Origin of the sequence: Streptomyces sp. WAC07094 (assembly GCF_036320405.1) — a bacterium.
Taxonomy (GTDB): Bacteria; Actinomycetota; Actinomycetes; order Streptomycetales; family Streptomycetaceae; genus Streptomyces; species Streptomyces lannensis.
Genome location: NZ_JAVMJZ010000001.1, coordinates 6,120,398 through 6,141,224, shown reverse-complemented (window position 1 = coordinate 6,141,224; position 20,827 = coordinate 6,120,398). Strand labels below are relative to the sequence as shown.

Annotated in this window: 19 protein-coding genes and 1 riboswitch; of the genes, 10 read left to right on the top strand and 9 right to left on the bottom strand. The window is 72.6% G+C overall.

Translation table 11 applies throughout. The features are described from left to right. Positions 1–10: 10 nt before the first annotated feature. From RCR19_RS27160 to RCR19_RS27150, 3 genes are read left to right on the top strand one after another with little or no spacing between them, the layout of a single operon-like run. A complete protein-coding gene (locus RCR19_RS27160; RefSeq protein WP_331267509.1) occupies positions 11–1,036 on the top strand; it encodes a MoxR family ATPase in 1,026 nt (341 codons plus the stop codon). Next, entirely contained in the window at positions 1,036–2,394 is a 1,359-nt protein-coding gene (locus RCR19_RS27155) for a DUF58 domain-containing protein (protein ID WP_331267508.1), read from the top strand. Before RCR19_RS27160 ends, RCR19_RS27155 begins: the two co-directional genes overlap by 1 nt. Then, positions 2,391–4,874, top strand: coding sequence for a DUF3488 and transglutaminase-like domain-containing protein (locus tag RCR19_RS27150; RefSeq protein WP_331267507.1), 2,484 nt, complete (start codon positions 2,391–2,393; stop codon positions 4,872–4,874). The genes RCR19_RS27155 and RCR19_RS27150 overlap by 4 nt, the downstream gene beginning before the upstream one ends. Positions 4,875–5,488: 614 nt before the next feature. Here RCR19_RS27150 and RCR19_RS27145 read toward each other — a convergent pair. The 3 genes from RCR19_RS27145 to RCR19_RS27135 all read right to left on the bottom strand — a co-directional run bounded on the left by RCR19_RS27145 (position 5,489) and on the right by RCR19_RS27135 (position 7,734). After that, positions 5,489–5,872: a DUF3040 domain-containing protein gene (locus RCR19_RS27145; protein WP_059133237.1), complete on the bottom strand. Its 384-nt coding sequence runs from the start codon at positions 5,870–5,872 to the stop codon at positions 5,489–5,491. A 326-nt stretch (positions 5,873–6,198) separates the two neighbouring features. Beyond that, positions 6,199–6,969 (bottom strand): methyltransferase, encoded by a 771-nt coding sequence (locus tag RCR19_RS27140; RefSeq protein ID WP_331267506.1) that lies wholly within the window; start codon positions 6,967–6,969, stop codon positions 6,199–6,201. Positions 6,970–7,194: 225 nt separating this feature from the next. Beyond that, positions 7,195–7,734 carry an SAV_6107 family HEPN domain-containing protein gene (locus RCR19_RS27135; RefSeq protein ID WP_331267505.1) on the bottom strand — a complete coding sequence of 180 codons (540 nt, stop codon included), beginning with the start codon at positions 7,732–7,734 and terminating at the stop codon, positions 7,195–7,197. A 188-nt stretch (positions 7,735–7,922) separates the two neighbouring features. Between RCR19_RS27135 and RCR19_RS27130 the strand changes: the two genes are divergently transcribed. From RCR19_RS27130 to RCR19_RS27115, 4 genes are all read left to right on the top strand, one after another. Beyond that, on the top strand, positions 7,923–8,900 hold the full coding sequence (locus RCR19_RS27130; protein ID WP_331267504.1) for an ATP-binding cassette domain-containing protein: 978 nt from the start codon (positions 7,923–7,925) through the stop codon (positions 8,898–8,900). Next, positions 8,872–10,956, top strand: coding sequence for a YhgE/Pip domain-containing protein (locus RCR19_RS27125; protein WP_331267503.1), 2,085 nt, complete (start codon positions 8,872–8,874; stop codon positions 10,954–10,956). Before RCR19_RS27130 ends, RCR19_RS27125 begins: the two co-directional genes overlap by 29 nt. Positions 10,957–11,012: 56 nt before the next feature. Beyond that, on the top strand, positions 11,013–11,645 hold the full coding sequence (locus RCR19_RS27120) for a TetR/AcrR family transcriptional regulator (RefSeq protein WP_331267502.1): 633 nt from the start codon (positions 11,013–11,015) through the stop codon (positions 11,643–11,645). Between the two features lie 457 nt (positions 11,646–12,102). Continuing rightward, positions 12,103–13,596 carry an NAD(P)/FAD-dependent oxidoreductase gene (locus RCR19_RS27115; RefSeq protein ID WP_331267501.1) on the top strand — a complete coding sequence of 498 codons (1,494 nt, stop codon included), beginning with the start codon at positions 12,103–12,105 and terminating at the stop codon, positions 13,594–13,596. A gap of 22 nt (positions 13,597–13,618) precedes the next feature. Here the strand turns inward: RCR19_RS27115 and RCR19_RS27110 are convergent, their stop codons facing one another. The 6 genes from RCR19_RS27110 to RCR19_RS27085 form a co-directional block, all read right to left on the bottom strand. After that, on the bottom strand, positions 13,619–14,557 hold the full coding sequence (locus RCR19_RS27110; RefSeq protein ID WP_331267500.1) for a hypothetical protein: 939 nt from the start codon (positions 14,555–14,557) through the stop codon (positions 13,619–13,621). Between the two features lie 56 nt (positions 14,558–14,613). Further along, entirely contained in the window at positions 14,614–15,537 is a 924-nt protein-coding gene (gene metF, locus RCR19_RS27105; protein WP_331267499.1) for a methylenetetrahydrofolate reductase [NAD(P)H], read from the bottom strand. A 99-nt stretch (positions 15,538–15,636) separates the two neighbouring features. Then, positions 15,637–16,287, bottom strand: coding sequence for a thiamine phosphate synthase (thiE, locus tag RCR19_RS27100; protein WP_059133245.1), 651 nt, complete (start codon positions 16,285–16,287; stop codon positions 15,637–15,639). Between the two features lie 110 nt (positions 16,288–16,397). Beyond that, a complete protein-coding gene (locus tag RCR19_RS27095; protein ID WP_331267498.1) occupies positions 16,398–16,763 on the bottom strand; it encodes an Rv2175c family DNA-binding protein in 366 nt (121 codons plus the stop codon). Between the two features lie 127 nt (positions 16,764–16,890). Then, on the bottom strand, positions 16,891–18,117 hold the full coding sequence (locus tag RCR19_RS27090; RefSeq protein WP_331267497.1) for an FAD-dependent oxidoreductase: 1,227 nt from the start codon (positions 18,115–18,117) through the stop codon (positions 16,891–16,893). 32 nt (positions 18,118–18,149) lie between these two features. Beyond that, entirely contained in the window at positions 18,150–18,500 is a 351-nt protein-coding gene (locus tag RCR19_RS27085) for a hypothetical protein (protein ID WP_331267496.1), read from the bottom strand. A 51-nt stretch (positions 18,501–18,551) separates the two neighbouring features. Beyond that, positions 18,552–18,663, top strand: a riboswitch (TPP riboswitch). Here RCR19_RS27085 and thiO point away from each other — a divergent pair. From thiO to RCR19_RS27070, 3 genes are all read left to right on the top strand, one after another. Next, the gene (gene thiO / locus RCR19_RS27080; protein WP_331267495.1) at positions 18,662–19,825 is read left to right on the top strand and encodes a glycine oxidase ThiO; all 1,164 of its coding nucleotides are present in this window, start codon (positions 18,662–18,664) and stop codon (positions 19,823–19,825) included. Its footprint overlaps the riboswitch before it by 2 nt. Beyond that, a complete protein-coding gene (gene thiS, locus RCR19_RS27075; protein WP_059133250.1) occupies positions 19,822–20,022 on the top strand; it encodes a sulfur carrier protein ThiS in 201 nt (66 codons plus the stop codon). Before thiO ends, thiS begins: the two co-directional genes overlap by 4 nt. Before the next feature lie 2 nt (positions 20,023–20,024). Next, the gene (locus RCR19_RS27070; protein ID WP_331267494.1) at positions 20,025–20,819 is read left to right on the top strand and encodes a thiazole synthase; all 795 of its coding nucleotides are present in this window, start codon (positions 20,025–20,027) and stop codon (positions 20,817–20,819) included. Positions 20,820–20,827 lie beyond the last annotated feature (8 nt).

The window sequence follows — 20,827 nt, the reverse complement described above, 5'->3', positions numbered from 1 at the left end:
GGAGGGCCGGGTGACGACCTATGACGATCGAGCGAGCCTTACTGATCTGACCGCCACTGTGGAGCGTGTCCGCAGTTCGGTGGAAGGAGTGATCGAGGGCAAGCCAGAGGTCGTACGCCTTTCGCTGACTGTGCTGCTCGCCGAGGGGCATCTGCTGATCGAAGATGTCCCGGGCGTCGGCAAGACCATGCTCGCGAAGGCGCTGGCGCGCTCCATCGACTGCTCGGTGCGCCGTATCCAGTTCACGCCGGACCTGCTGCCCTCGGACATCACGGGCGTGTCCATCTGGGACCAGCAGCGCCGGGACTTCGAGTTCAAGCCGGGCGCGATCTTCGCCCAGATCGTGATCGGGGACGAGATCAACCGCGCCTCGCCCAAGACGCAGTCCGCGCTCCTGGAGTCGATGGAGGAACGCCAGGTCACCATCGACGGCAAGACCTACGAACTGCCCAGCCCCTTCATGGTGGTCGCCACCCAGAACCCGGTGGAGATGGAGGGCACCTATCCGCTGCCCGAGGCCCAGCGCGACCGCTTCATGGCCCGTGTCTCGATCGGTTACCCGAGCGCGGAGGCCGAGCTGCAGATGCTCGACATCCACGGCGGGGTGAATCCGCTGGACGACCTCCAGCCGGTGGCGCACGCCCACGACATCGTGAAACTGGTGGAGGCCGTCCGGGGCGTCCATGTCGCCGAGGCGGTCCGCCGCTACGCCGTGGACCTCGTCGCCGCCACCCGCACGCATCCCGATCTCAGACTCGGCGCCTCGCCGCGCGCCACCCTGCACCTGCTGCGCGCGGCGAAGGCGTCCGCAGCCCTCAGCGGCCGGGAGTACGCGCTGCCCGACGACGTGCAGGCGCTCGCCGTGGCGGTCCTGGCCCACCGTCTGCTGCCCACGGCACAGGCCCAGCTCAACCGCCGGACCGCGGAACAGGTCGTGGAGGAGATCCTCCAGCGCACCACGGTGCCCGCGGCACCCCAGCAGTCCGGTCTCACCATGGGCCGCGGCTACGGCCAGCAGCCGCCCCGGAGGCTTTGATGGCACACGGGGGGACGGCGCGCACCGAGGACGAGGACAAGGGCGGGCTGCGCACCACGCTCGCGGGACTGACCACGCGCGGCCGCTCCTTCCTCGCCGCCGGGATCGCCGCCGCGATCTGCGCGTATGTGCTCGGGCAGAGCGATCTGCTCCGGGTCGGTCTTCTGCTGGCGGTGCTGCCCCTGGTGTGCGTGTCGGTGCTGTACCGCACGCGCTACCGGGTCGCGGGCAGCCGCCGGCTCTCCCCCTCGCGTGTGCCCGCGGGCTCCGAGGCCCGGGTCCATCTGCGGATGGAGAACGTCTCGCGGCTGCCCACCGGGCTGCTGATGCTCCAGGACCGGGTGCCGTACGTGCTCGGGCCGCGCCCTCGTTTCGTGCTGGACCGGGTGGAGGCGGGCGGACGGCGCGAGGTGTCCTACCGCGTGCGCTCGGACCTGCGCGGGCGTTATCCGCTGGGACCGCTCCAGCTGCGCCTGAGCGACCCCTTCGGCATGTGCGAGCTGACCCGTTCCTTCTCCACCTACGACACCCTGACGGTGATCCCGCGCGTGGAGCCGCTGCCGCCCGTGCGGCTCTCGGGTGAGGCGAGGGGCTACGGCGACGGGCGGCAGCGCTCGCTGGCGCTGGCGGGCGAGGACGACGTGATCCCGCGGGGTTACCGGCACGGCGACGACCTGCGCCGGGTGCACTGGCGCTCCACCGCGCGCTACGGCGAGTTGATGGTGCGCCGCGAGGAGCAGCCGCAGCGAGCCCGGTGCACCGTCCTGCTGGACACCCGGGCCGTCGCCTTCCGGGGCTCGGGCCCCGACTCGGCCTTCGAGTGGGCGGTCGCGGGCGCGGCGTCCGCGCTGGTGCACATGCTCGAACGGGGTTTCTCGGTACGGCTGTTGACCGACACCGGCAGTTCGGTGCCCGGTGAGGGCGCGGACGGGTTCGCGGGGGCGAGCCAGCAGTCCGCCGACGCGGCCGGTCTGATGATGGACACGCTCGCCGTGATCGACCATTCGGACGGCGCGGGCCTGTCACGCGCGTACGACCTGCTGCGCGGCGGGAACGAGGGGCTGCTGGTGGCCTTCTTCGGCGACCTCGACGAGGAGCAGGCCGCGGTGGCGGCCAAGATGAGCAGGCGCAGCGGCGGGGCGCTCGCCTTCCTGCTGGACAGCGCCTCCTGGGGGCGCGAACCGGACGATGTGCCGAGCGCGTCGGACCGGAGCGAGGATCGGCTGCGGCTGCTGCGCGAGGCGGGCTGGACCGCGCTCGCGGTGCCCAGAGGTGTCCCGCTCGCGGACCTGTGGCGTGAGGCGGACCGGCAGCGCACGGGCGTGGGCGCCGTGAACGGCGCGGAGGGACGGTCATGAGCGGACGGGCCAGGCTGGCGCTGTGTGCCGCGACGGCGACACTGATGGCGTCGTGCGCCCTGCTGCCGCTCGTGTCCCCGGCGACCTGGATCCTCCAGGTCGTCTTCCTGGTCGCGGTGCAGACCGGTGTGGGCGCGCTGACCCGGCGCGTCCCGCTGGCACGCCCGCTGACCATCGCCTGCCAGGCGGTGGTCACCCTCCTGCTGCTCACACTGGTCTTCGCCAGGGACCACGCCATCGCCGGGTTCATCCCCGGGCCCGAGGCCTTCCGCCACTTCGGGGAACTCCTGCAGTCGGGCGCGGACGACATCGGACGGTACGCGATCCCGGCGCCCCTGACCCCGGGGATCCGGCTGATGATCGTCGGCGGGGTCCTGGTGATCGGGCTGCTGGTCGACGCGCTGGCGGTGACGTTCCGCGCGGCGGCCCCGGCCGGACTGCCCCTGCTCGCGCTGTATTCGGTGGCCGCGGGACTCTCCGACGGCGGGACCGACTGGCTGTGGTTCCTCGCGGCCGCCGCCGGCTATCTGACGCTGCTCCTGGCCGAGGGCCGCGAGCGGCTCTCCCAGTGGGGGCGGGTCTTCAGCACCGCTGCCCGATCCTCGGACCGGGACCCCGGACACGCCGTCGCGCCCGCCCGCACCGGCCGCCGGATCGGCGTGGTCGCGCTGGGTGCCGCCCTGGTGGTGCCGCTCGCCCTGCCCTCGCTCTCCGGCGGACTGCTGGACGGCACCGGTACGGGCGTCGGCACGGGCATCGGCAACGGCAACACGATCTCCGCGGTCAACCCCCTGGTGTCGCTTCGGGACAGCCTGAACGTGGACCAGGACCGACAGGTCATGGCCTACCGCACCAACACGGACGACACCCAGGACATGTATCTGCGGATCGTGGCCCTGGACGAGTTCGACGGCACCACCTGGAAGCCCGCCCAGCGCCACATCACGGGAGTGCCGGACACGTTCCCCACACCCGCCGGCCTCGCGGGCGGCGTCCGCCGGACGGAGATCGAGACGCAGATCTCGGCGGCGGACTGGTACGCCCAGGACTGGCTGCCGATGCCCTACCCGGCGACCGATGTGAAGATCAAGGGCAGCTGGCGGTACGAGCCGGTGGGCCGGACGCTCGTCGGCGACCACGGGCAGAACACCCGCGGCCTGCAGTACGACGTCAAGAGCCTGATCGTGCAGCCGACCGCCGAGCAGCTGGCCTCGGCGCCGGAGCCCCCCGCGACACTGGAACGCGAGTTCACCAAGGTGCCGTCGTCGGTGCCGGGGGTGGTGGCCCGGACGGCCCGCGAGGTGACTGCGGGATCGTCCGACCACTACGAGCAAGCGGTCAAGCTCCAGGACTACTTCTCGCTCAACGGCGGCTTCACCTACGACACGGATGTGCAGGTCGGCAACGGGCCGAACGCGATCGCGCGGTTCCTGCGGGACAAGCGCGGCTTCTGCGTGCACTTCTCCTTCGCGATGGCCACGATGGCCCGCACCCTCGGCATACCGGCACGCGTCGCGGTGGGCTTCACGCCGGGCTCACCACTGCCGGACGGCTCGATGTCGGTCGGTCTGCGGGACGCGCACGCATGGCCGGAGCTGTACTTCGAGGGTGTGGGCTGGACCCGTTTCGAGCCCACCCCGAACCGCGGGTCCGCACCCTCGTACACGCAGTCGGACGCACCCACCGGGCAGGTGCCGGCGGTCCCCCGCCCGTCCCTGTCCTCGTCCACGGCGCCGTCCACCGCGCCGTCGGCGAGCCAGAGCTGCTCGGCACAGGACCGCAGGATGGCGGAGTGCCCGAGCCAGTCGGCGGGCGCGGCGGTCTCCTCCGGGGACGACGGACCGCCGTGGTACCGGATCCTGGAATGGACGCTGCTGGGCCTGGTCGTGCTCGCCGTGCCACTGGCGCCGATGCTGTGGCGTCTGCGCAGTCGTGCCGTACGGCTGGCCTCGGCCCGGCATGCGTCGTCCGCGGGGCCGCCCCCCGTACCCGGCGAGCGCCACAGCGATGAGCTCGGGATGACGGTGCTGCCCGGCGAGGGACTCGTGAGCCGGAGGACCCAGGTGGTCGTGGGACACACCTTGGCCGTGTGGCGCGAGCTCACGGACACGGCGTGGGACTACGGCATCCTGCCGGACGACGCGCTGACCCCGCGCAGGGCCGCCGAGCGCATCGTGCGCCTCGGCCGGCTGGACCCGCCGGCGGCCGAGGCGGTGCACCGGGTGGCCGGAGCCGTGGAGCAGGTGCTCTTCGCCCCGGAGCCGCAGGCCCAGGCCGGGCTGGTCGACGATGCGCGCACGCTGCGCAAGGCCCTGCGGTCCACGGTCAGCGGGTCGACTCGGATGCGCGCGGTCGTGGCACCGCGCTCGGCCAGGCGTGCGGTATGGGCCGCGGCCGACCGCTGGATGGATCTCCGGGCCCGTTGGGCGGCCCGCTGGGCGGCCCTGACGCGACGCCCGTCGGGCCAGCAGAGCGGCTGACGAGACGCGCCCGTCCGCCCCGCTTCGGGGTGGACGGGCCCCGCTCGCCCGCGAGGGCCCAGGGCGGGTTGGAAGGGTCTGTACGCCCCAGCAGGACCGGGCGCGCTCGTACGTGGACTCTCGGCCGGAGGCGTCAGTCCTCCGCAGGGCCGCACCCGTGGGATTCCCGAATGGCCGGAAGAGAAGTGCCCACGGCCGGACGGACGCCCCTGCCGCGCCCGCCGGGCGTTCCCGCTGCCGGGCTCACCGCTCGCCGGGCGCCGCACCAGCGGACTCGGGGCTGGACAGGCGCGCATTCCCGGGCTCACGGCTCGGCAGGCGTCCCGCCACCGAACCCACCGGGCGCCGCACTGCCGGGCCCATGGCTCTCCGGGCGCCGCACTCCCGGGCTCGACGCTCGCCGGGCGCCGCACCGACCCGCGGCTCGACAGGCGCCGCACACCGGCCTCCGCGGCCCCCGGCCAGGCGTCGGCGTCCCCGGTCATCGCAACCGGCCGTGTGCCCACCGTGGTGTCCTGTCCCCGACCTGCCGTCTGGGGCGTCGGGACATGCTTCAAGGGGGCGCCACCTCACCGGTGGCCGCCCCCTTGTGCAAAAGTCCTCTGACCCGAGGGCTAGTGGCCCTGCTCGTCCCGGCGCCGCTGCCAACGCTGCTCGATACGGTCCATCATGGAGCGTCGCTGCCTGACCTGCCTGCGGGCGCCCGGCGCCCCCTGCTCGCCCGGCTTGGGAGCCTTGCGCCAACCGGTCACGACGAGCACCGCACAGCCCAGCATGACGAGAAAGCCCACCACGCTGATCCAGATCTGCTTCGCGACCATTCCGGCCATGAGGAGCGCGATACCCACCAGGAAGCCCGCGGCCGCCTGGTAGACCCGTCGCCGGGTGTACGTACGCAGCCCGCTTCCCTCAAGCGCTGTCGCGAACTTGGGATCTTCGGCGTACAGCGCTCGCTCCATCTGCTCGAGCATTCGCTGCTCGTGCTCCGAGAGCGGCACGGAGTCCTCCTCATCGTGCAGTCGCCGGGGCGACCGGGGGTCCCCTTCAGGATAGGCAGGGAATCGCCCCCTTGAAACCCGCCCCTCTACGCCAATTGGCCAACCGGAACCCGCCATGGCCGTCCCGGCTCACTGAAGATTCCATTCCCCAGCGGCCGACCCGTCATGCCGGGCGGTCTCCCTCGATCATACGGCGCGGACCGCTCGATCGGGGGGCCTGTGGCGTACTCCATCTGCCGCCGAGCCCCTGATCAACGGGGCGCCGTCATTTTTGAAGTGCGTTCGCCCCAGGGGCGCTCGGGCCGTTGCCGAGAGCCCGTCCGTACTCAGGCCCCGGCCGTCCCTCGGGTCTCACCGAGGACATGGAGCTGCGTCGCGACGGAGTGGAAGGCGGGGGTCTCGGCGACCGCGGCCTCCAGCTTGAGCAGCGCCTCCAGCGCCCCCGGTTCGGTGTCCACCAGCACCCCGGGCACGAGATCGGCGAACACCCTGACCCCGTGGACGGCTCCCACGCGCAGGCCAGCCTCCTCGACGAGCGCGGTCAGCTGCTCGGCGGTGAAGCGGTGCGGCACCGGGTCGCTCTCGCCCCAGCGGCCGTTCGGGTCCTGAAGCGCCTGCTTGGCCTCCTTGAAGTGCCCGGCGAGGGCCCGCGCGAGAACGGCGCCACCGAGCCCGGCGGCGAGGAGGCTGAGGACGCCCTCGCCGCGCAGGGCGGCGACCACGTTGCGGACGCCTTCGGCGGGGTCGTCCACGTACTCCAGGACGCCGTGGCACAGCACCACGTCGTAGCCGCCGCGCTCGACCACGTCGAAGAGACCGTGGGCGTCGCCCTGGACGCCTTGCACCCGGTCGGCGACACCGGCCTCGGCGGCTCTGCGCTCCAGCGCGAACAGCGCGTTCGGGCTGGGATCGACCACCGTGACACGGTGACCGAGGCGCGCGACGGGTACCGCGAAGTTGCCGCTGCCGCCGCCGGTGTCGAGGACGTCCAGCGCGTCCCGCCCCGTGACCTTGACGCGGCGGTCGAGGGCGTCCTGGAGGACCTCCCAGACGACGGCGGTACGCAGAGAGGCGCGCGGGCGCAGCGGGTCCGACACGGCAGTTGACTCCTCGGCGTGGCACCGCCTGGTGCAAGGCGGAGCGATCGGACGGCCCTCCCACCCCGGTACCAGGTCGAAAGGCTGCAGGCGCTTCCACCCTATTGCCTCGGGAGCCGTGACCGGCGGCCTGTCCACCGGCCGAACAACGTGCCGTCCCCCACCGGGCGCCCCTCCGCCCCGCACCGGCCGTCCGTCGCCACTGGGGCCGCCCCTGCGGACGGCTCAGCCCGCGTCCGGCATCTCCCGGTCCTCCTCCCGCCGCGGCTGCGGCAACACCGGCTGGAGCACGAGCATGCGCTCGACCAGCCGCAGGAACATGGCCACGTCGCGGATCAGGTCGTCCGCGTCGCGGGTACCGGCGGCGCCCTGTATGCCCGCCTCGGCGCGGGCACGGCGGGAGGCGCCGGAGGCGAACAGCGCGCTCCACTCGGTCAGTTCGGGCGCGATCTCGGGGAGTACCTCCCAGGCACTCCTGATCCTGGCGCGGCGTCGCGCCGTGGGCTCCGGGCGCCCGCGCGCGGCGAGCACCGCGGCCGCCGTGCGCAGAGCGGCAAGGTGGGCCGTGGCGTAGCGCTCGTTGGGCGTGTCGAGGAGGGCCGCCTCGTCGAGTGCGGCGTGGGCCTGGGCGAGCAGGTCGAGGGCGGCGGGCGGGGCCGTGGCCCGGCGCAGCACGGGGTGCACATCGCTCGCCGGGCCGGTCAGTGAGGGGGCAGGGCCGGTGGCGCGACGCCGGCGTGCGGCGGCTGCGGGGTGACTGGCCATGACGAACCTCCTGTCGTCTGTGTGACGGCACTGTCGCCGTATGTGCCCATCGTGAGGTATGGCACTGACAATCCCTTCTGACCTGGACTTTTGCTTCGCTCAGCAGTTCGGGGTACGTTTTTGCACTGACCAGTCAGTGCAAAGCGAGTCGCCGTGACCGGCGGCCGCCGGGGGAAGGGGGCAGGGAGATGCAGGGGCAGAAGACGGCTCCCGGCGTCGCCGTCACAGCCGCGGACCTCGGGCTGAAGGGCCCGCGCGGCTGGGTGTTCCGGGGCGTCGGTTTCGACGCGCCGCCCGGATCGCTCATCGCCGTGGCGGGCCCCTCCGGCTCCGGCCGGACCTCGCTGCTGCTCGCCCTCACCGGGCGCATGAGGCCGGGCGAGGGCCGGGCGACGGTGGGCGGGCACCGGCTGCCCAAGGAGATGTCCGCGGTCCGCCGGATCAGCGCGCTCGCGCATGTGCCCGGCGTCGCCGATCTCGATCCGGCCCTGACCGTGGGCGAGCACCTGCGTGAACGGGCCCTGCTGGAGGCCCGTTTCGGCGACTCCCTGCGTGCCCTGCTGCGCCCGCGCGCCGAACGGGCGGACCGGGCGGCACGGCGGATCGACGCCGCCCTCGCCGCCGCCGGTCTCGACCCGGCGTCGCTGCCGAAGGGCTCCCGCACGGCCGTACGCGACCTGGAACGCCTGGAGGCCCTGCGGCTGTCCGTGGCCCTGGCCCTGATCGGCCGTCCGCGCCTGCTGGCCCTGGACGACACCGACCTCAAGCTCTCGGCCTGCGAACGGGCCGCCGTCTGGTCCCTGTTGCGGTCGCTCGCCGAAGCGGGGACGACGGTGGTCGCCGTCTGCGCCGAGGCCCCTCGGGGAGCGGTCGCGGTGTCGGCCTCCCCAGAGCACGGAGGACGGCGCGGTGCGGATGACGGCGGCGGAGAAGCCGTGCCCGAGGGAAGGGACGGGCGCGAGGCGGCCGGCCCCACCCGGCCGGAGGCGGCCGGTGAGCCGGACGCGCCCGGCGGGACCGCCCGGGACGGGCGCGGCATGCACCGGGAGTCCGACGGCGACACGCGGGACCCGCGGCACGAACCCACCTCCGACGGGCCGTCCGGGGACGGCGATGACGACGACAAGGAGACGGCGGATGCGCTCGCCGAAACTGGCCGCGCTTGAGCTCAGGCGGTTCGGCAGGGGACGGCTGCCCCGCGTGGCACTCGTCGCGCTCCTGCTGCTGCCGCTGCTGTACGGCGCCCTGTACCTGTGGTCGTTCTGGGACCCCTATGGGCGCCTCGACCGCATCCCCGTGGCACTCGTGAACGGCGACGACGGGGCGACCGTGGGCGGCCGACGGGTGGCCGTGGGGGACGACCTCGTCAAGGGGCTGCGGCGCAGCAACACCTTCGAGTGGCACGAGGTGAGCGCCGCCGAGGCCCGGCAGGGCGTCGAGGACGGCACGTACTACCTGTCGTTGACCATGCCGGCCGACCTCAGCGCGCGTGTCGCCTCCAGCTCGGGCGACTCCCCCGAGACGGGGGCGCTCCAGGTGCGTACGAACGATGCGAACAACTACATCGTGGGGCAGATCTCCAGGACGGTGTTCAACGAGGTGCGGACTGCCGCGTCCACCAAGGCGTCCCGGTCGTTCCTCGACAGGATCTTCATCTCGTTCTCGGACATCCACGGGGCGACGGTGAAGGCCGCCGAGGGGGCCGACCGGCTCACGAACGGGATCGGCAAGGCGGAGAAGGGCTCCAAGGACCTCGCCGAGGGGCTCGAGGAGGCCAAGCGGGGCAGCGGCCACCTGACCAGCGGCCTGAAGAAGCTCCACAAGGGTGCGGGAGACCTCCAGGACGGTGCGCTGCAGGTCGCGGAAGGGACCCGCAAGCTCGCCGACCGGGTCGACGGCGCGGCCGACCGGGTGCGGCCCTTCCTGAAGAAGAACGGCCCTCAGATCGCCGACACCGCGACCCTGGTTGCCGATTCGGCGGGCGTGATCAGCGATCACCTCCAGGCGTTCGTCACGACGGCGCCCGTCGCGGAGAGCGGCACCCGCACGGCCTCGCAGACACTGGACGCGGTCTACGCCAGGCGCTGCGTGGGGCAGCTTCTGGACGACCCAGCGTGCGGCGACCTCAAGAAGGCGAAGGACGCGGCGGCACAGGCGGCGCGACTGGCAGCGGACGTCAACACCGTGGTGCAGGACTACCACGGCGACATGACGGCCCTGCAGAAGGACCTCACGACCCTTCAGAAGCAGGCCCGGGCGCTCGCCGAGGCGGCTCCGCACCTGTCCGACGACCTCGACCGCGCGGTCGCCGAGATCAATGCGCTCGACAAGGGCGCCGCCGCGGTCGCCAAGGGGGCGGGCACCCTGCACACCGGCCTCGGGACGGCCGCCACCGGGGTGGCGGACCTGGACGCGGGCGTCGGCGAACTGAAGACCGGCGCGATCGACCTCAACGGGGGCATGTACAAGCTCGGCGACGGCTCCGGCGAGCTCGCCGGCGGACTGCACAAGGGTGCGGGACGGATCCCCGACTACGGCGAGCAGGACCGCGACCGGCGCACCCGGGTCATGTCCGACCCGGTGCGGCTCGTCTCCGAGGATCTGCACAAGGCCCCCAACTACGGCACCGGCTTCGCCCCGTACTTCATCCCGCTGTCCCTGTGGGTGGGCGCGATGGTGGCGTACATGCTGATCCCGCCGCTGAACCGGCGCGCGCTGGCGGCGGGGGCCCCGGCCTGGCGGATCGCGTCGGCGGGCTGGCTGCCGGTGGCCGCCGTAGGTGTGCTGCAGACGACCGCGCTGATGGCGGTGCTGCACTGGGCGATCGGTCTGCAAATGGTCCACACTGCGGGGACGATCGGGTTCCTGTTCCTGGTGGCGGCCTGCTTCGCGGCGCTCGTGCAGTGGCTGAACGCGCGCTTCGGAGCGGCGGGCCGGATTCTGGTGCTCGCCCTGCTGATGCTCCAGCTCACGTCCGCGGGCGGCACCTACCCCGTGCAGACCAGTCCCGGCTTCTTCAACGCGATCCACCCCTTCCTGCCCATGAGTTACGTCGTCGAGGCGCTGCGCAGGCTCATCACGGGCGGGGGCCTCGGGCCCGTGTGGCAGGCCTGCGCCGTCCTCGTGGCGTTCACCGCGGGCGCCCTGGCGCTCACCGCCCTCTCGGCCCGCCGCCGGCAGGTGTGGACCCTCGACCGTCTGCATCCGGAGCTGAGTCTGTGACGAGCGCAACCGGGCCTGTGTCCTCGGACATGGCGGGTGCTGTGAGAATCAACGGCATGGAACGCAGCACCACCGCAACGGGCGGCGGCTCGAGCCGCCGCGAGGCGACTCGCCAGAAGCTCTACGAGGCGGCCGTCACCCTCATCGCGGAGCAGGGGTTCTCCGCCACCACCGTGGACGAGATCGCCGAGCGTGCCGGCGTCGCGAAGGGCACGGTCTATTACAACTTCGCGAGCAAGTCCGTCCTCTTCGAGGAGCTGTTGCGGCACGGCGTGGGACTGCTCACCGAGTCCCTGCGCGATGCGGCCGAGCAGACGGACCTGGCAGGCGGCACCAAGGTGGACGCCCTGGACGCGATGATCCGCGCGGGGCTCGGCTTCATCGCCCGCTACCCGGCCTTCACACAGCTGTACGTGGCCGAGTTGTGGCGCACCAACCGCGCCTGGCAGTCCACGCTCATGGTGGTGCGGCAGCAGGTGGTCGCGGTCATCGAGGACGTGCTGCGCGCGGGTGTGGCGAACGGCGAGTTCAGCGAGGAGATCGACATCCCGCTGACGGCGGCCGCGCTGGTCGGCATGGTCCTGGTGGCCGCCCTGGACTGGCAGTCGTTCCAGCCGGAGCGTTCCCTGGACGACGTCCACGCGGCGCTCTCGCGGCTGCTCCAGGGACGGGTGAGCGGCAGCCGCTAGCACATCCGGCATACCGAAGCACCGGTCCGGGCGGCCGCGCCCCCCGCCTGCCGCCACGAACCGGTGCTCCGTCGTACTCCCCCGTCGGACCCTCGTTCGCTCAGTCCCCGGGTCCCCCGTGTCTCGCTTCCGCCGAACCGGGTCGGCGGAAGGAGCGGCAAGGGCGGGCTCCGTTCCGCCGCCCCGTGTCGGCGGTGCCGAAGCCGCGTCCCTCTCCGTGCCTCCACTGTCTCGTTCGCGCAGGTCGGGTCCCATCCGCGCGGGTACTCAACTCATCGGCTAGGTACGGATACTCAGCCCTGGGCACTCACCCCCAGGTGGCCGCGGCCCCCGCTGGTGCCGGCCGGCTCCGCGCCACTGCTCCCCGCGCCTGGGCGAAGCCGCTCGACGGCCCGGGGAACGCGCTGGTCACAGGCCTGTGGCCGGGCTGTCGGCGGCGGCCGATAAAGTCACCGACATGGCACGGATTGCGGTGATCGGCGCCGGCACGGGCGCGATGGCGGCCGCTGCCCGGCTGGCCGTCGCGGGCCACCGGGTGGTGGTGTACGAGCGCACGCAGACGTACGGCGGCGCGGTGCGCCGTCTCTCGCGTGACGGTTTCTCCTTCGACACCGGCCCGGGCCTGCTGCCGCTGCCCGCGGTCTACCGTGATCTGTTCGTCAAGACCGGCCGGGAGCCGCTCGAGGACTGCGTCGAGCTGGTCCAGGTGGATCCCGCCTCCCGGCACCTCTTCGCGGACGGCACGGAGGTCTCGCTGCCGAACGCGTCGCGCGCGGGAGTCGTGTCGGCGCTGGACGCGGCGCTCGGCGCGGGTGCGGGCGGCCGCTGGGGCGACTTCCTGGTGCGGGCCCGCGAGGCATGGGACCGCACCCGCCGGCCGCTCCTGGAGGAGCCGCTGTGGCCCGACTGGACGGCGCTCGCCGAGCGTGAGCCCTATCCGGCGGTGCCGCACAAGAAGCTGCTGCGCACCCGCCGGGCCGGCACGCTCGCGGAGATCGGCGCCTGGGAGCTGCGCGACGCACGGCTGGCGGCCCTGCTGGACAGCCATGCCCTCGCCCACGGTCTGGATCCCCGGACCGCTCCGGCGAGCGCGGCCGTGCTGCCGTACATGGAGCACGCATTCGGCACCTGGTATGTCCGCGGAGGCATACGGGAGCTGGCACGCGCGGTGTACGAGCGCTGCCTGGCCCGGAAGGTGGAGTTCGTCTTCGGTGCCGAGGTCACCGGGATCGTCGAGAAGGACGGCCGGGCGGCCGGGCTCGAGCTGGCCGAGGGTTCCGTGGTGGAGTCGGACCATGTGGTGGCCGGAGTGGCGCCCGCGGTCCTCGACCGGCTCCTGCCCGGCACGACGGCGGTGCGGGGAGCGGACGAGGTCGCACCGCAGCGGGGGATGCCCAGCCGGCTGACGGTACTGCTGGCACTGCGCGGCGGCCGTCCCGAGGAGGCCGCCCACCGGACGGTGGTCCACACCCACGACCGCGAGGGCGAGCTGGACCGGATCTTCGGCGACCCCGTGGGGCCTGCCGCGACCCCCACGGTGACGATGCTGCGCCCGGACGACCCCGCGTCGGCGCCCCACGGGCACGAGGCCGTCACGCTGACGGTGACGGTGCCCTCCGGCCCGGCCGTGTCCCAGCCCGATGTGGACCGGATCCTCGAAGCCGCCGGGCGCGCGCTGCCGGATCTTCGAGACCGGCTCCTGTGGCGCGAGGTGCGCACCGCCGCCGACATCGCCGAGGACACCGGTGTGCCCGGCGGGGCGGTCCCGGCACCGGCCCTGGCCGCGGCCGGCGGTCGGCTGCTGCAGCCGTCCAACACCACTCGTGTGCCGGGCCTTCTCACGGTCGGCGGCTGGTCCCACCCGGGCGGCGGCCTGCCTCATGCCGGCATGTCGGGCGCGCTGGTCGCCGGACTGATCGTGGAGGGACCCGGCTTCCGGGGTTCGCAGTGAGGACGCCGGCGGGCGCGACCGCTCAGAAGCGGTACTGCTCGTCGTAGCCGTGCGGCTGCGTGGTGCCGTTGCCCTGCTGCTGGTACGGGTACTGCTGCTCCGGCGGAAGCTCGCCGCCGTAGGCGTCCTCAGTGGTGCGCTGCTGGGGGACCCAGACGCCGCCGGGCGGGGTCTCGCCGTAGGTGCCCGTGGCGTACTGGTCCTGGCCGTACGCCTGCTGGCCGTACTGCTCCTGGCCGCCGTAGGACGGATCGTACGAGCCGTCGTAGGTCTGCGTGCCCTGGTACGGGTCGGAGTAGCCGGCGTACTGCTGCTGGCCGTTGTCGTATCCGTACTGCTGCTGGCCGTACCCGGCGTAGCCGTCGTACGCATAGGCCTGCTGGTCCTGGGCCTGTCCGGCACCGGCACCGGCACCGGCATAGGACGGATCGCCCGCGGCGGCGTACGCCTCGTGGTTGTAGACGCCGTAGGAACCGGTGTCCTCGGGCAGCGGCTGCGGCTCGTACACCGCGGTCCCCTGGGCCGGGGTCTCCGCGGGCTGCTGCTGGGCGAAGACGTTGTCGTGGGCCTCGTCGTACCCGTCGTCCTGACGGTAGGTTCCGCCGGCGGTCGACTCGACTTCGGACTCCTCCGCCGCCACCTGCTCCTCGTGGACCGGTGGTTCGCCCCGGCGGCGCTTGCTGCCGCCCTCGGCGCCCTCGCGCGGGCGGTTGCCGACCGCCCAGCCGGCCGCGAAGCCGCGGCGGAAGGAGAGCGTGACATAGGTCTGCCCGACCGCGAACGCGGCCGCGCCGAGACCGATGACGACCACGGAGGGGATCAGCACGCCGAAGACGACACCGAGGAAGCCCACGAAGGCGAGCAGACGCCAGCGCAGCCGCGCCTTGTACTGCAGCAGCACCTCACCCAGCAGCCACAACGCGACGATGCCGAACGCGATGTAGAGGACCGTCCAGCCCATGTACGCCCCTCTCCCAGTGGCCGCTACGCAGTGTGTCGTATGCCGGTGCGACGGGTCTAGGTCTGCTGCGGATGGTGCAGACCCAGATTTTCGTAGATTTCCAGCGTCGCCGTGGAGTTGTTGAGTGTAATGAAGTGCAGTCCGGGGACTCCCTCGGCCAGCAGCCTCGCGCAGAACCCCGTGGCGACCTCGATGCCGATCGAGCGTACAGCCGCGGGATCGTCCTTCGCTGTGAGGATCCGCTCTTTCAGCCCCGCGGGGATGGCGGCGTTGCTCAACTGCGGCAGCCGCTCCAGCATCCGCACACTGGTGACGGGCATGACCTCGGGAATGACCGGGGTCGCACAGCCCGCCTGCGCGACCCGGTCGCGCAGGCGCAGGTACGACTCCGGCTCGAAGAACATCTGTGTGATCGCGTAGTCGGCGCCGGCCCGGCACTTGGCGACGAAGTGGGCGACGTCCGTGTCCCAGTCCAGCGAGCGTGGGTGCATCTCGGGGAACGCCGCGACGCCGACGCAGAAGTCGCCCGACTCCTTGATGAGGTGGACGAGTTCGGCCGCGTAGGTCAGACCGCTCGGGTGCGCCACCCAGTCGCCCATCGGGTCGCCGGGCGGGTCGCCGCGGACGGCGAGCATGTTGCGGATCCCGGCGTCCGCGTACTGGCCGATGATGTTGCGCAGTTCCGCGACGGAGTGGTTGACCGCGGTGAGGTGGGCGACCGGGGTGAGCGTCGTGTCGGCGACGATCTGCTGGGTCTCCTTGACGGTGCCCGCACGCGTGGAACCGCCGGCACCGTACGTGACGGAGACGAAGTCCGGGGCGACCGCCTCGACCCTTCGCAGCGCGCTCCACAGGTTCCGTTCGCCCTTGGGGGTCTTCGGCGCCGAGAACTCGAAGGAGCACGTCGTCTTGCCGGTGGCGAGGATCTCGCGCACCGTCCGCGCGCGATCAGTCCTCGTGGACGGGGTTCCAAGGGCCATAGTCGCAGGTTAGCCAGGGAGCGGCGGTCCCCCAACGGAATGCTGGAAATTTGCCCGAATTGTCGACTTGTTGTCCATCCCTCGGACAGACCGGCCGAGTCAGACGGTACGCAGCCGCTTCGCGAACTGCGACGCCGCCGCGCCCGGGTCGTCCGCATCCGTGATGGCGCGCACCACGACCACCCGGCGGGCACCCGCGTCCAGGACCTCGTCCAGGTTGTCCAGGTCGATACCGCCGATGGCGAACCAGGGCCGCTCGGTGCCGAGGGCGGCCGTGTGCCGGACCAGGCCGAGTCCGGGGGCGGGACGGCCGGGCTTGGTGGGGGTCGGCCAGCAGGGTCCGGTGCAGAAGTAGTCCACACCGTCCTGGACCGCGGCGGCCTCGGCCTCCGCCTCGCTGTGCGTGGAGCGGCCCAGGAGGACGTCGTCGCCGAGGAGGGCGCGGGCCGCGGGTACGGGGAGGTCGCCCTGACCGAGGTGCAGGACGTCGGACGCGGCGGCGTGCGCGACGTCGGCGCGGTCGTTCACCGCGAGCAGTTTGCCGTGGCGGGAGCAGGCGTCGGCGAAGACCTGGAGGTGCTCCAGCTCCTCCGCGGCCTCCATGCCCTTGTCGCGCAGCTGCACGATGTCGACGCCGCCGGAGAGGACCGCGTCGAGAAACTCGACGAGGTCGCCCTGCCGCTTGCGGGCGTCCGTGCACAGGTAGACGCGGGCGTCGGCGAGCCGGGCGGTGCGGCCTGTGTCGGGCACGGTGGGTCCCCCCGTGGTCGGTGGCGTACGGGCCGCGGTGGGCACGCTCGCCCAGGGGCCGTGGCCCGGGGACCGCGGCCCGTACGCCGGACGGTTGTTCTCGGATCGGGTCAGACGGCGAGCGCCTGCGCGCGGCGCTTCACCTCCGTGCCGCGATTCTCGCTCAGAGCCTGCGCAGGGGTGCCGGGCAGGGTCGGGTCCGGGGTGAAGAGCCACTCGATCATCTCTTCGACCGTGAAGCCGTCGTCCCGCAGCAGCGTCAAGGTGCCAAACAGGCCCTTGACGACCTTGTCCCCGTCGATGAAGGCGGCGGGGACGTGCAGTGCACGGTTCTCACCACGGCGTACGGCGATGAGCTGGCCCTCCTTGACCAGCTGCCGTACCCGGGTCACCTCGACGCCGAGTGATTCGGCGATGTCGGGGAGGGTGAGCCAGGCAGGGACGAGAGCATCGATCTTTGCGTCAATCTCGGTCACGGGATCAAGCGTGCCATCCCGGACCGACAGTCGGAAAGCGGGGCGCCTCCACCGGGGGCGCGATTGCCCCCTGCGGTGGATACGGAAGCCCTCTCACCTGGGGCTTCGCACGGACCGCCGGACACGGTCACGCTGTGGCCTCCTTCAGCGGGCGCGACGGGTCGGACAGGAGTTCGGGATCCATCGGGGTGCCCGCCTCGATCAGACGGCGTCCCTGGGCCAGGTCACGGGGGCGGCCCACGGCCAGAAGACCGACCAGGCGCCCCCCGCGCAGCCAGCAGACGGCCCAGGCCGCGCCCTCGGGGTCGCCGCGCCACACCGTGGTGTCGGCGGCCGCGTGGTGACCCACATACTGGACGAAACGACCGAACTGCTCGGACCAGAAGTACGGCACCGGGTCGTACGCCATCGGCGTCTCACCGATGATGTTCGCGGCCACCGTGCGCGGGCCCTGGAGGGCGTTGTCCCAGTGATGGACCAGCAGACGCTCCTCGTAGCGGCCCGACGGGAAGGAGGCGCAGTCGCCGACCGCGTACACGTCGGGCAGCGAGGTGCGCAGATGGTCGTCGGCCAGCACCTCGCCGTGTACCCCGAGGGCGATGCCCGACTCGGCGAGCCATCGCGTCGCCGGACGGGCCCCGATGCCCACGACCACCGCACCCGCGGGCACCCGCGAACCGTCGTCGAGCACCACGGCCCCGGGCTCGATGCGCTCCACGCGCGCGTGGATGCGAAGATCGGCGCCGCTGTCCGCGTACCAGGCCGTCATCGGCGCGGCCACGTCCTCGGGCAGCGCCCCGGCGAGCGGCCGGTCGGCGGCCTCCACCACGGTGACCGCGCAGCCCGCCTCGCGCGCGGCGGTGGCGAACTCCGCGCCGATCCAGCCGGCACCCACGACCACGACGTCGTGCTGCTCGGCGAGGACCGGCCGCAGCCGCTCGGCGTCGTCCAGCGTGCGCAGCAGATGCACGCCGGGCACACCCTCGGTGCCGGGCAGCCGGATCGGCTCCGCTCCGGTCGCGAGGACCAGGACGTCGTACGGCACGGGACCCTCGGTGGTGTCCAGCTCGTGGTCGTCGGGGCGCACGCCGAGCACTTCGCAGCCCAGCCGCAACCCGATGTCCAGGGCCTCGAAGTCGACGTCGAAGGCGGAGCCGTCGGCCTTTCCGAGCAGCACGGCCTTGGACAACGGCGGTCTGTCGTACGGCGGGTGGGGTTCCGCGCCGATCAGCGTCACCCGGCCCCCGAAGCCCTGTTCCCGCAGGGCGACCGCGGTCTGCACCCCGGCCATGCCCGCGCCCACGACGACGACCCGCCGTGCCGAATCGCTCCGCGCCTGCGTCTGCTCGCTCACCTGATCACCATAGACAACTGACAAACCGTCAGTCAGCGTGCGTGCCGGGTGACCTCTTCCACAATGCTCGTCCCGTCGCCCGTTCGCGACTCCCATTGCCACGACTCCTCCAGCCTCAACCGCCCGTCGGGAAGCTCCACGATCCGGGACTCGCAGTGCCCGGACGACGTGATCCCGTCGTGCGTGAGCTGGACGTACCGGAAGTCGAGGCGGTCACCGCTTCGTGTACCCACCAAACGGCCGCGTACGACGTCGCCACCCGCGTATTCGGCCCAGATCCCGCCGTCCTGCTCGTGGTAGGTGAACCGGGTGCCGGTCCCGACCTGTCCGGGTGCCTGGTCCGCCACAGGGGCGAAGGTCAGTCCTTCGAGCGATGGGACCATGTACGGAGGCTCCCTTACTGAGGCAAACGGCACCGGATAGGGTGGCCAAGGTAAAGCACTCGCGGGAGCCCGGACGCACCGGGCTGAGAGGGAGGCTGGCGGCCTCCGACCGTACGAACCTGATCCGGGTCATGCCGGCGAAGGGAGGGGGCTCGACGCCCATGTCTCCTACACCCACATCCGACGTCCTCGTGGTCGGGGGCGGAATCATCGGGCTGGTGACCGCCTGGCGGGCGGCCCTGCACGGGCTCTCCACCGCCGTGGTGGATCCCGAGCCGGGCGGTGGTGCCGCCCAGGTGGCCGCCGGGATGCTCGCGGCCGTCACCGAACTGCACTACGGGGAGCAGACGCTGCTCGGCCTGAACCTCGAGTCCGCCCGTCGCTACCCCGACTTCGCCGACGAGCTCGCCGAGGCGTCCGGCCGGGACCTCGGCTACCGCCGGTGCGGCACGCTGGCGGTGGCGCTGGACGCCGACGACCGTGCCCACCTGCGGGAACTGCACGCGCTTCAGCAGCGGTCCGGCCTCGCGGCGGAGTGGCTGAACGGACGCGAGTGCCGTCGCCTGGAGCCGATGCTCGCGCCCGGTGTGCGCGGCGGTCTGAGGGTCGACGGAGACCACCAGATCGACCCGCGCCGGCTGGCCGCGGCCCTGGTCCTCGCCTGCGAGCGGGCCGGGGTCGTCTTCCACCGGACGTGGGCCGAACGGCTGACGGTGGCGCGCGACCGTGCCGCAGGCGTCCGGACCGCCGACGGCGACGACCTCGCCGCCGGGCAGGTGGTCCTGGCCGCCGGCAGCCTGAGCGGACGGCTCGCGGGCGTCCCGGACGAGGTCCTGCCTCCCGTGCGGCCGGTGAAGGGCCAGGTGCTGCGGCTGACCGTGCCCGAGCGGTACGCGCCGTTCCTGAGCCGTACCGTGCGTGCCGTCGTCCGCGGCAGCCATGTCTACCTGGTCCCGCGCGAGAACGGGGAGCTGGTCGTCGGCGCCACCAGCGAGGAGCTCGGCTGGAACACGGCGGTCACCGCGGGCGGTGTCTACGAGTTGCTGCGGGACGCGCACGAGCTGGTCCCCGGCATCACCGAACTGCCGCTCACCGAGACCCGTGCCGGTCTGCGCCCGGGCTCCCCGGACAACGCGCCGCTGCTCGGGCCCACGAAGCTGGACGGCCTGCTGCTGGCCACCGGGCACTACCGCAACGGCGTCCTGCTCACCCCCGTCACCGGCGACGTCATGGCCCACGTCCTGACCACGGGCGAGCTTCCCGACGAAGCCCGCCCCTTCACCCCCACGCGGTTCGCCGCGGCACTCACGGAGCAGCCCGCATGAACATCTCGGTCAACGGCGAGCCCCACCGCATCGCCCCCGACACCGCGCTCGACGCCGTGGTCCGGATCCTGACCACGGCCCCCTCGGGCGTGGCCGCCGCCCTCAACGAAACCGTCGTCCCGCGCACGCAGTGGCCCTCGACGCACCTCTGCGAGGGGGACCGTGTCGAGATCCTCACCGCCGTCCAAGGAGGCTGACCATGGCCGACGACCCCTTCGTCCTCGGTGGTACGACCTACTCGTCCCGGCTGATCATGGGCACCGGCGGTGCGCCGAGCCTGGATGTGCTCGAACGGGCACTGGTGGCGTCCGGCACGGAGCTGACGACGGTCGCCATGCGGCGCGTCGACGCCTCGGTGCACGGATCGGTCCTCTCCGTGCTCGAGAAGCTGGACATCCGGGTGCTGCCCAACACCGCGGGGTGCTTCACCGCGGGCGAGGCCGTGCTCACCGCCCGTCTCGCCCGTGAGGCGCTCGGCACGGACCTCGTCAAGCTGGAGGTCATCGCCGACGAGCGGACCCTGCTGCCCGACCCCATCGAGCTGCTGGACGCGGCGGAGACACTGGTCGACGACGGTTTCACGGTGCTGCCGTACACGAACGACGACCCCGTCCTCGCCCGGAAGCTGGAGGACGTCGGCTGCGCGGCGATCATGCCGCTGGGCTCGCCGATCGGCTCCGGGCTCGGCATCCGCAACCCGCACAACTTCCAGCTGATCGTGGAGCAGGCGCGTGTGCCGGTCGTCCTGGACGCGGGAGCGGGTACGGCGTCGGACGTGGCGTTCGCGATGGAGCTGGGGTGCGCGGGTGTGATGCTCGCCACGGCGGTCACCCGGGCCCAGGAACCGGTGCTGATGGCGGAAGCGATGCGGCACGCGGTGGACGCGGGGCGGCTCGCGCTCAGGGCGGGCCGCATCCCCCGTCGGCACTTCGCTCAGGCGTCGTCCCCCACGGAGGGCGTCGCCCGTCTGGACCCGGAGCGGCCTGCCTTCTGAGGACCGGC

Bases quoted from the DNA above. Each gene is read 5' to 3' on its own strand.
- RCR19_RS27155 (WP_331267508.1), top strand. From the start codon at position 1,036: ATGGCACACGGGGGGACGGCGCGCACCGAGGACGAGGACAAGGGCGGG.
- RCR19_RS27150 (WP_331267507.1), top strand. From the start codon at position 2,391: ATGAGCGGACGGGCCAGGCTGGCGCTGTGTGCCGCGACGGCGACACTG.
- RCR19_RS27135 (WP_331267505.1), bottom strand. From the start codon at position 7,734: ATGGCCAGTCACCCCGCAGCCGCCGCACGCCGGCGTCGCGCCACCGGC.
- RCR19_RS27130 (WP_331267504.1), top strand. From the start codon at position 7,923: ATGCAGGGGCAGAAGACGGCTCCCGGCGTCGCCGTCACAGCCGCGGAC.
- RCR19_RS27125 (WP_331267503.1), top strand. From the start codon at position 8,872: ATGCGCTCGCCGAAACTGGCCGCGCTTGAGCTCAGGCGGTTCGGCAGG.
- RCR19_RS27120 (WP_331267502.1), top strand. From the start codon at position 11,013: ATGGAACGCAGCACCACCGCAACGGGCGGCGGCTCGAGCCGCCGCGAG.
- RCR19_RS27115 (WP_331267501.1), top strand. From the start codon at position 12,103: ATGGCACGGATTGCGGTGATCGGCGCCGGCACGGGCGCGATGGCGGCC.
- RCR19_RS27110 (WP_331267500.1), bottom strand. From the start codon at position 14,557: ATGGGCTGGACGGTCCTCTACATCGCGTTCGGCATCGTCGCGTTGTGG.
- metF (WP_331267499.1), bottom strand. From the start codon at position 15,537: ATGGCCCTTGGAACCCCGTCCACGAGGACTGATCGCGCGCGGACGGTG.
- RCR19_RS27085 (WP_331267496.1), bottom strand. From the start codon at position 18,500: ATGGTCCCATCGCTCGAAGGACTGACCTTCGCCCCTGTGGCGGACCAG.
- thiO (WP_331267495.1), top strand. From the start codon at position 18,662: ATGTCTCCTACACCCACATCCGACGTCCTCGTGGTCGGGGGCGGAATC.
- thiS (WP_059133250.1), top strand. From the start codon at position 19,822: ATGAACATCTCGGTCAACGGCGAGCCCCACCGCATCGCCCCCGACACC.
- RCR19_RS27070 (WP_331267494.1), top strand. From the start codon at position 20,025: ATGGCCGACGACCCCTTCGTCCTCGGTGGTACGACCTACTCGTCCCGG.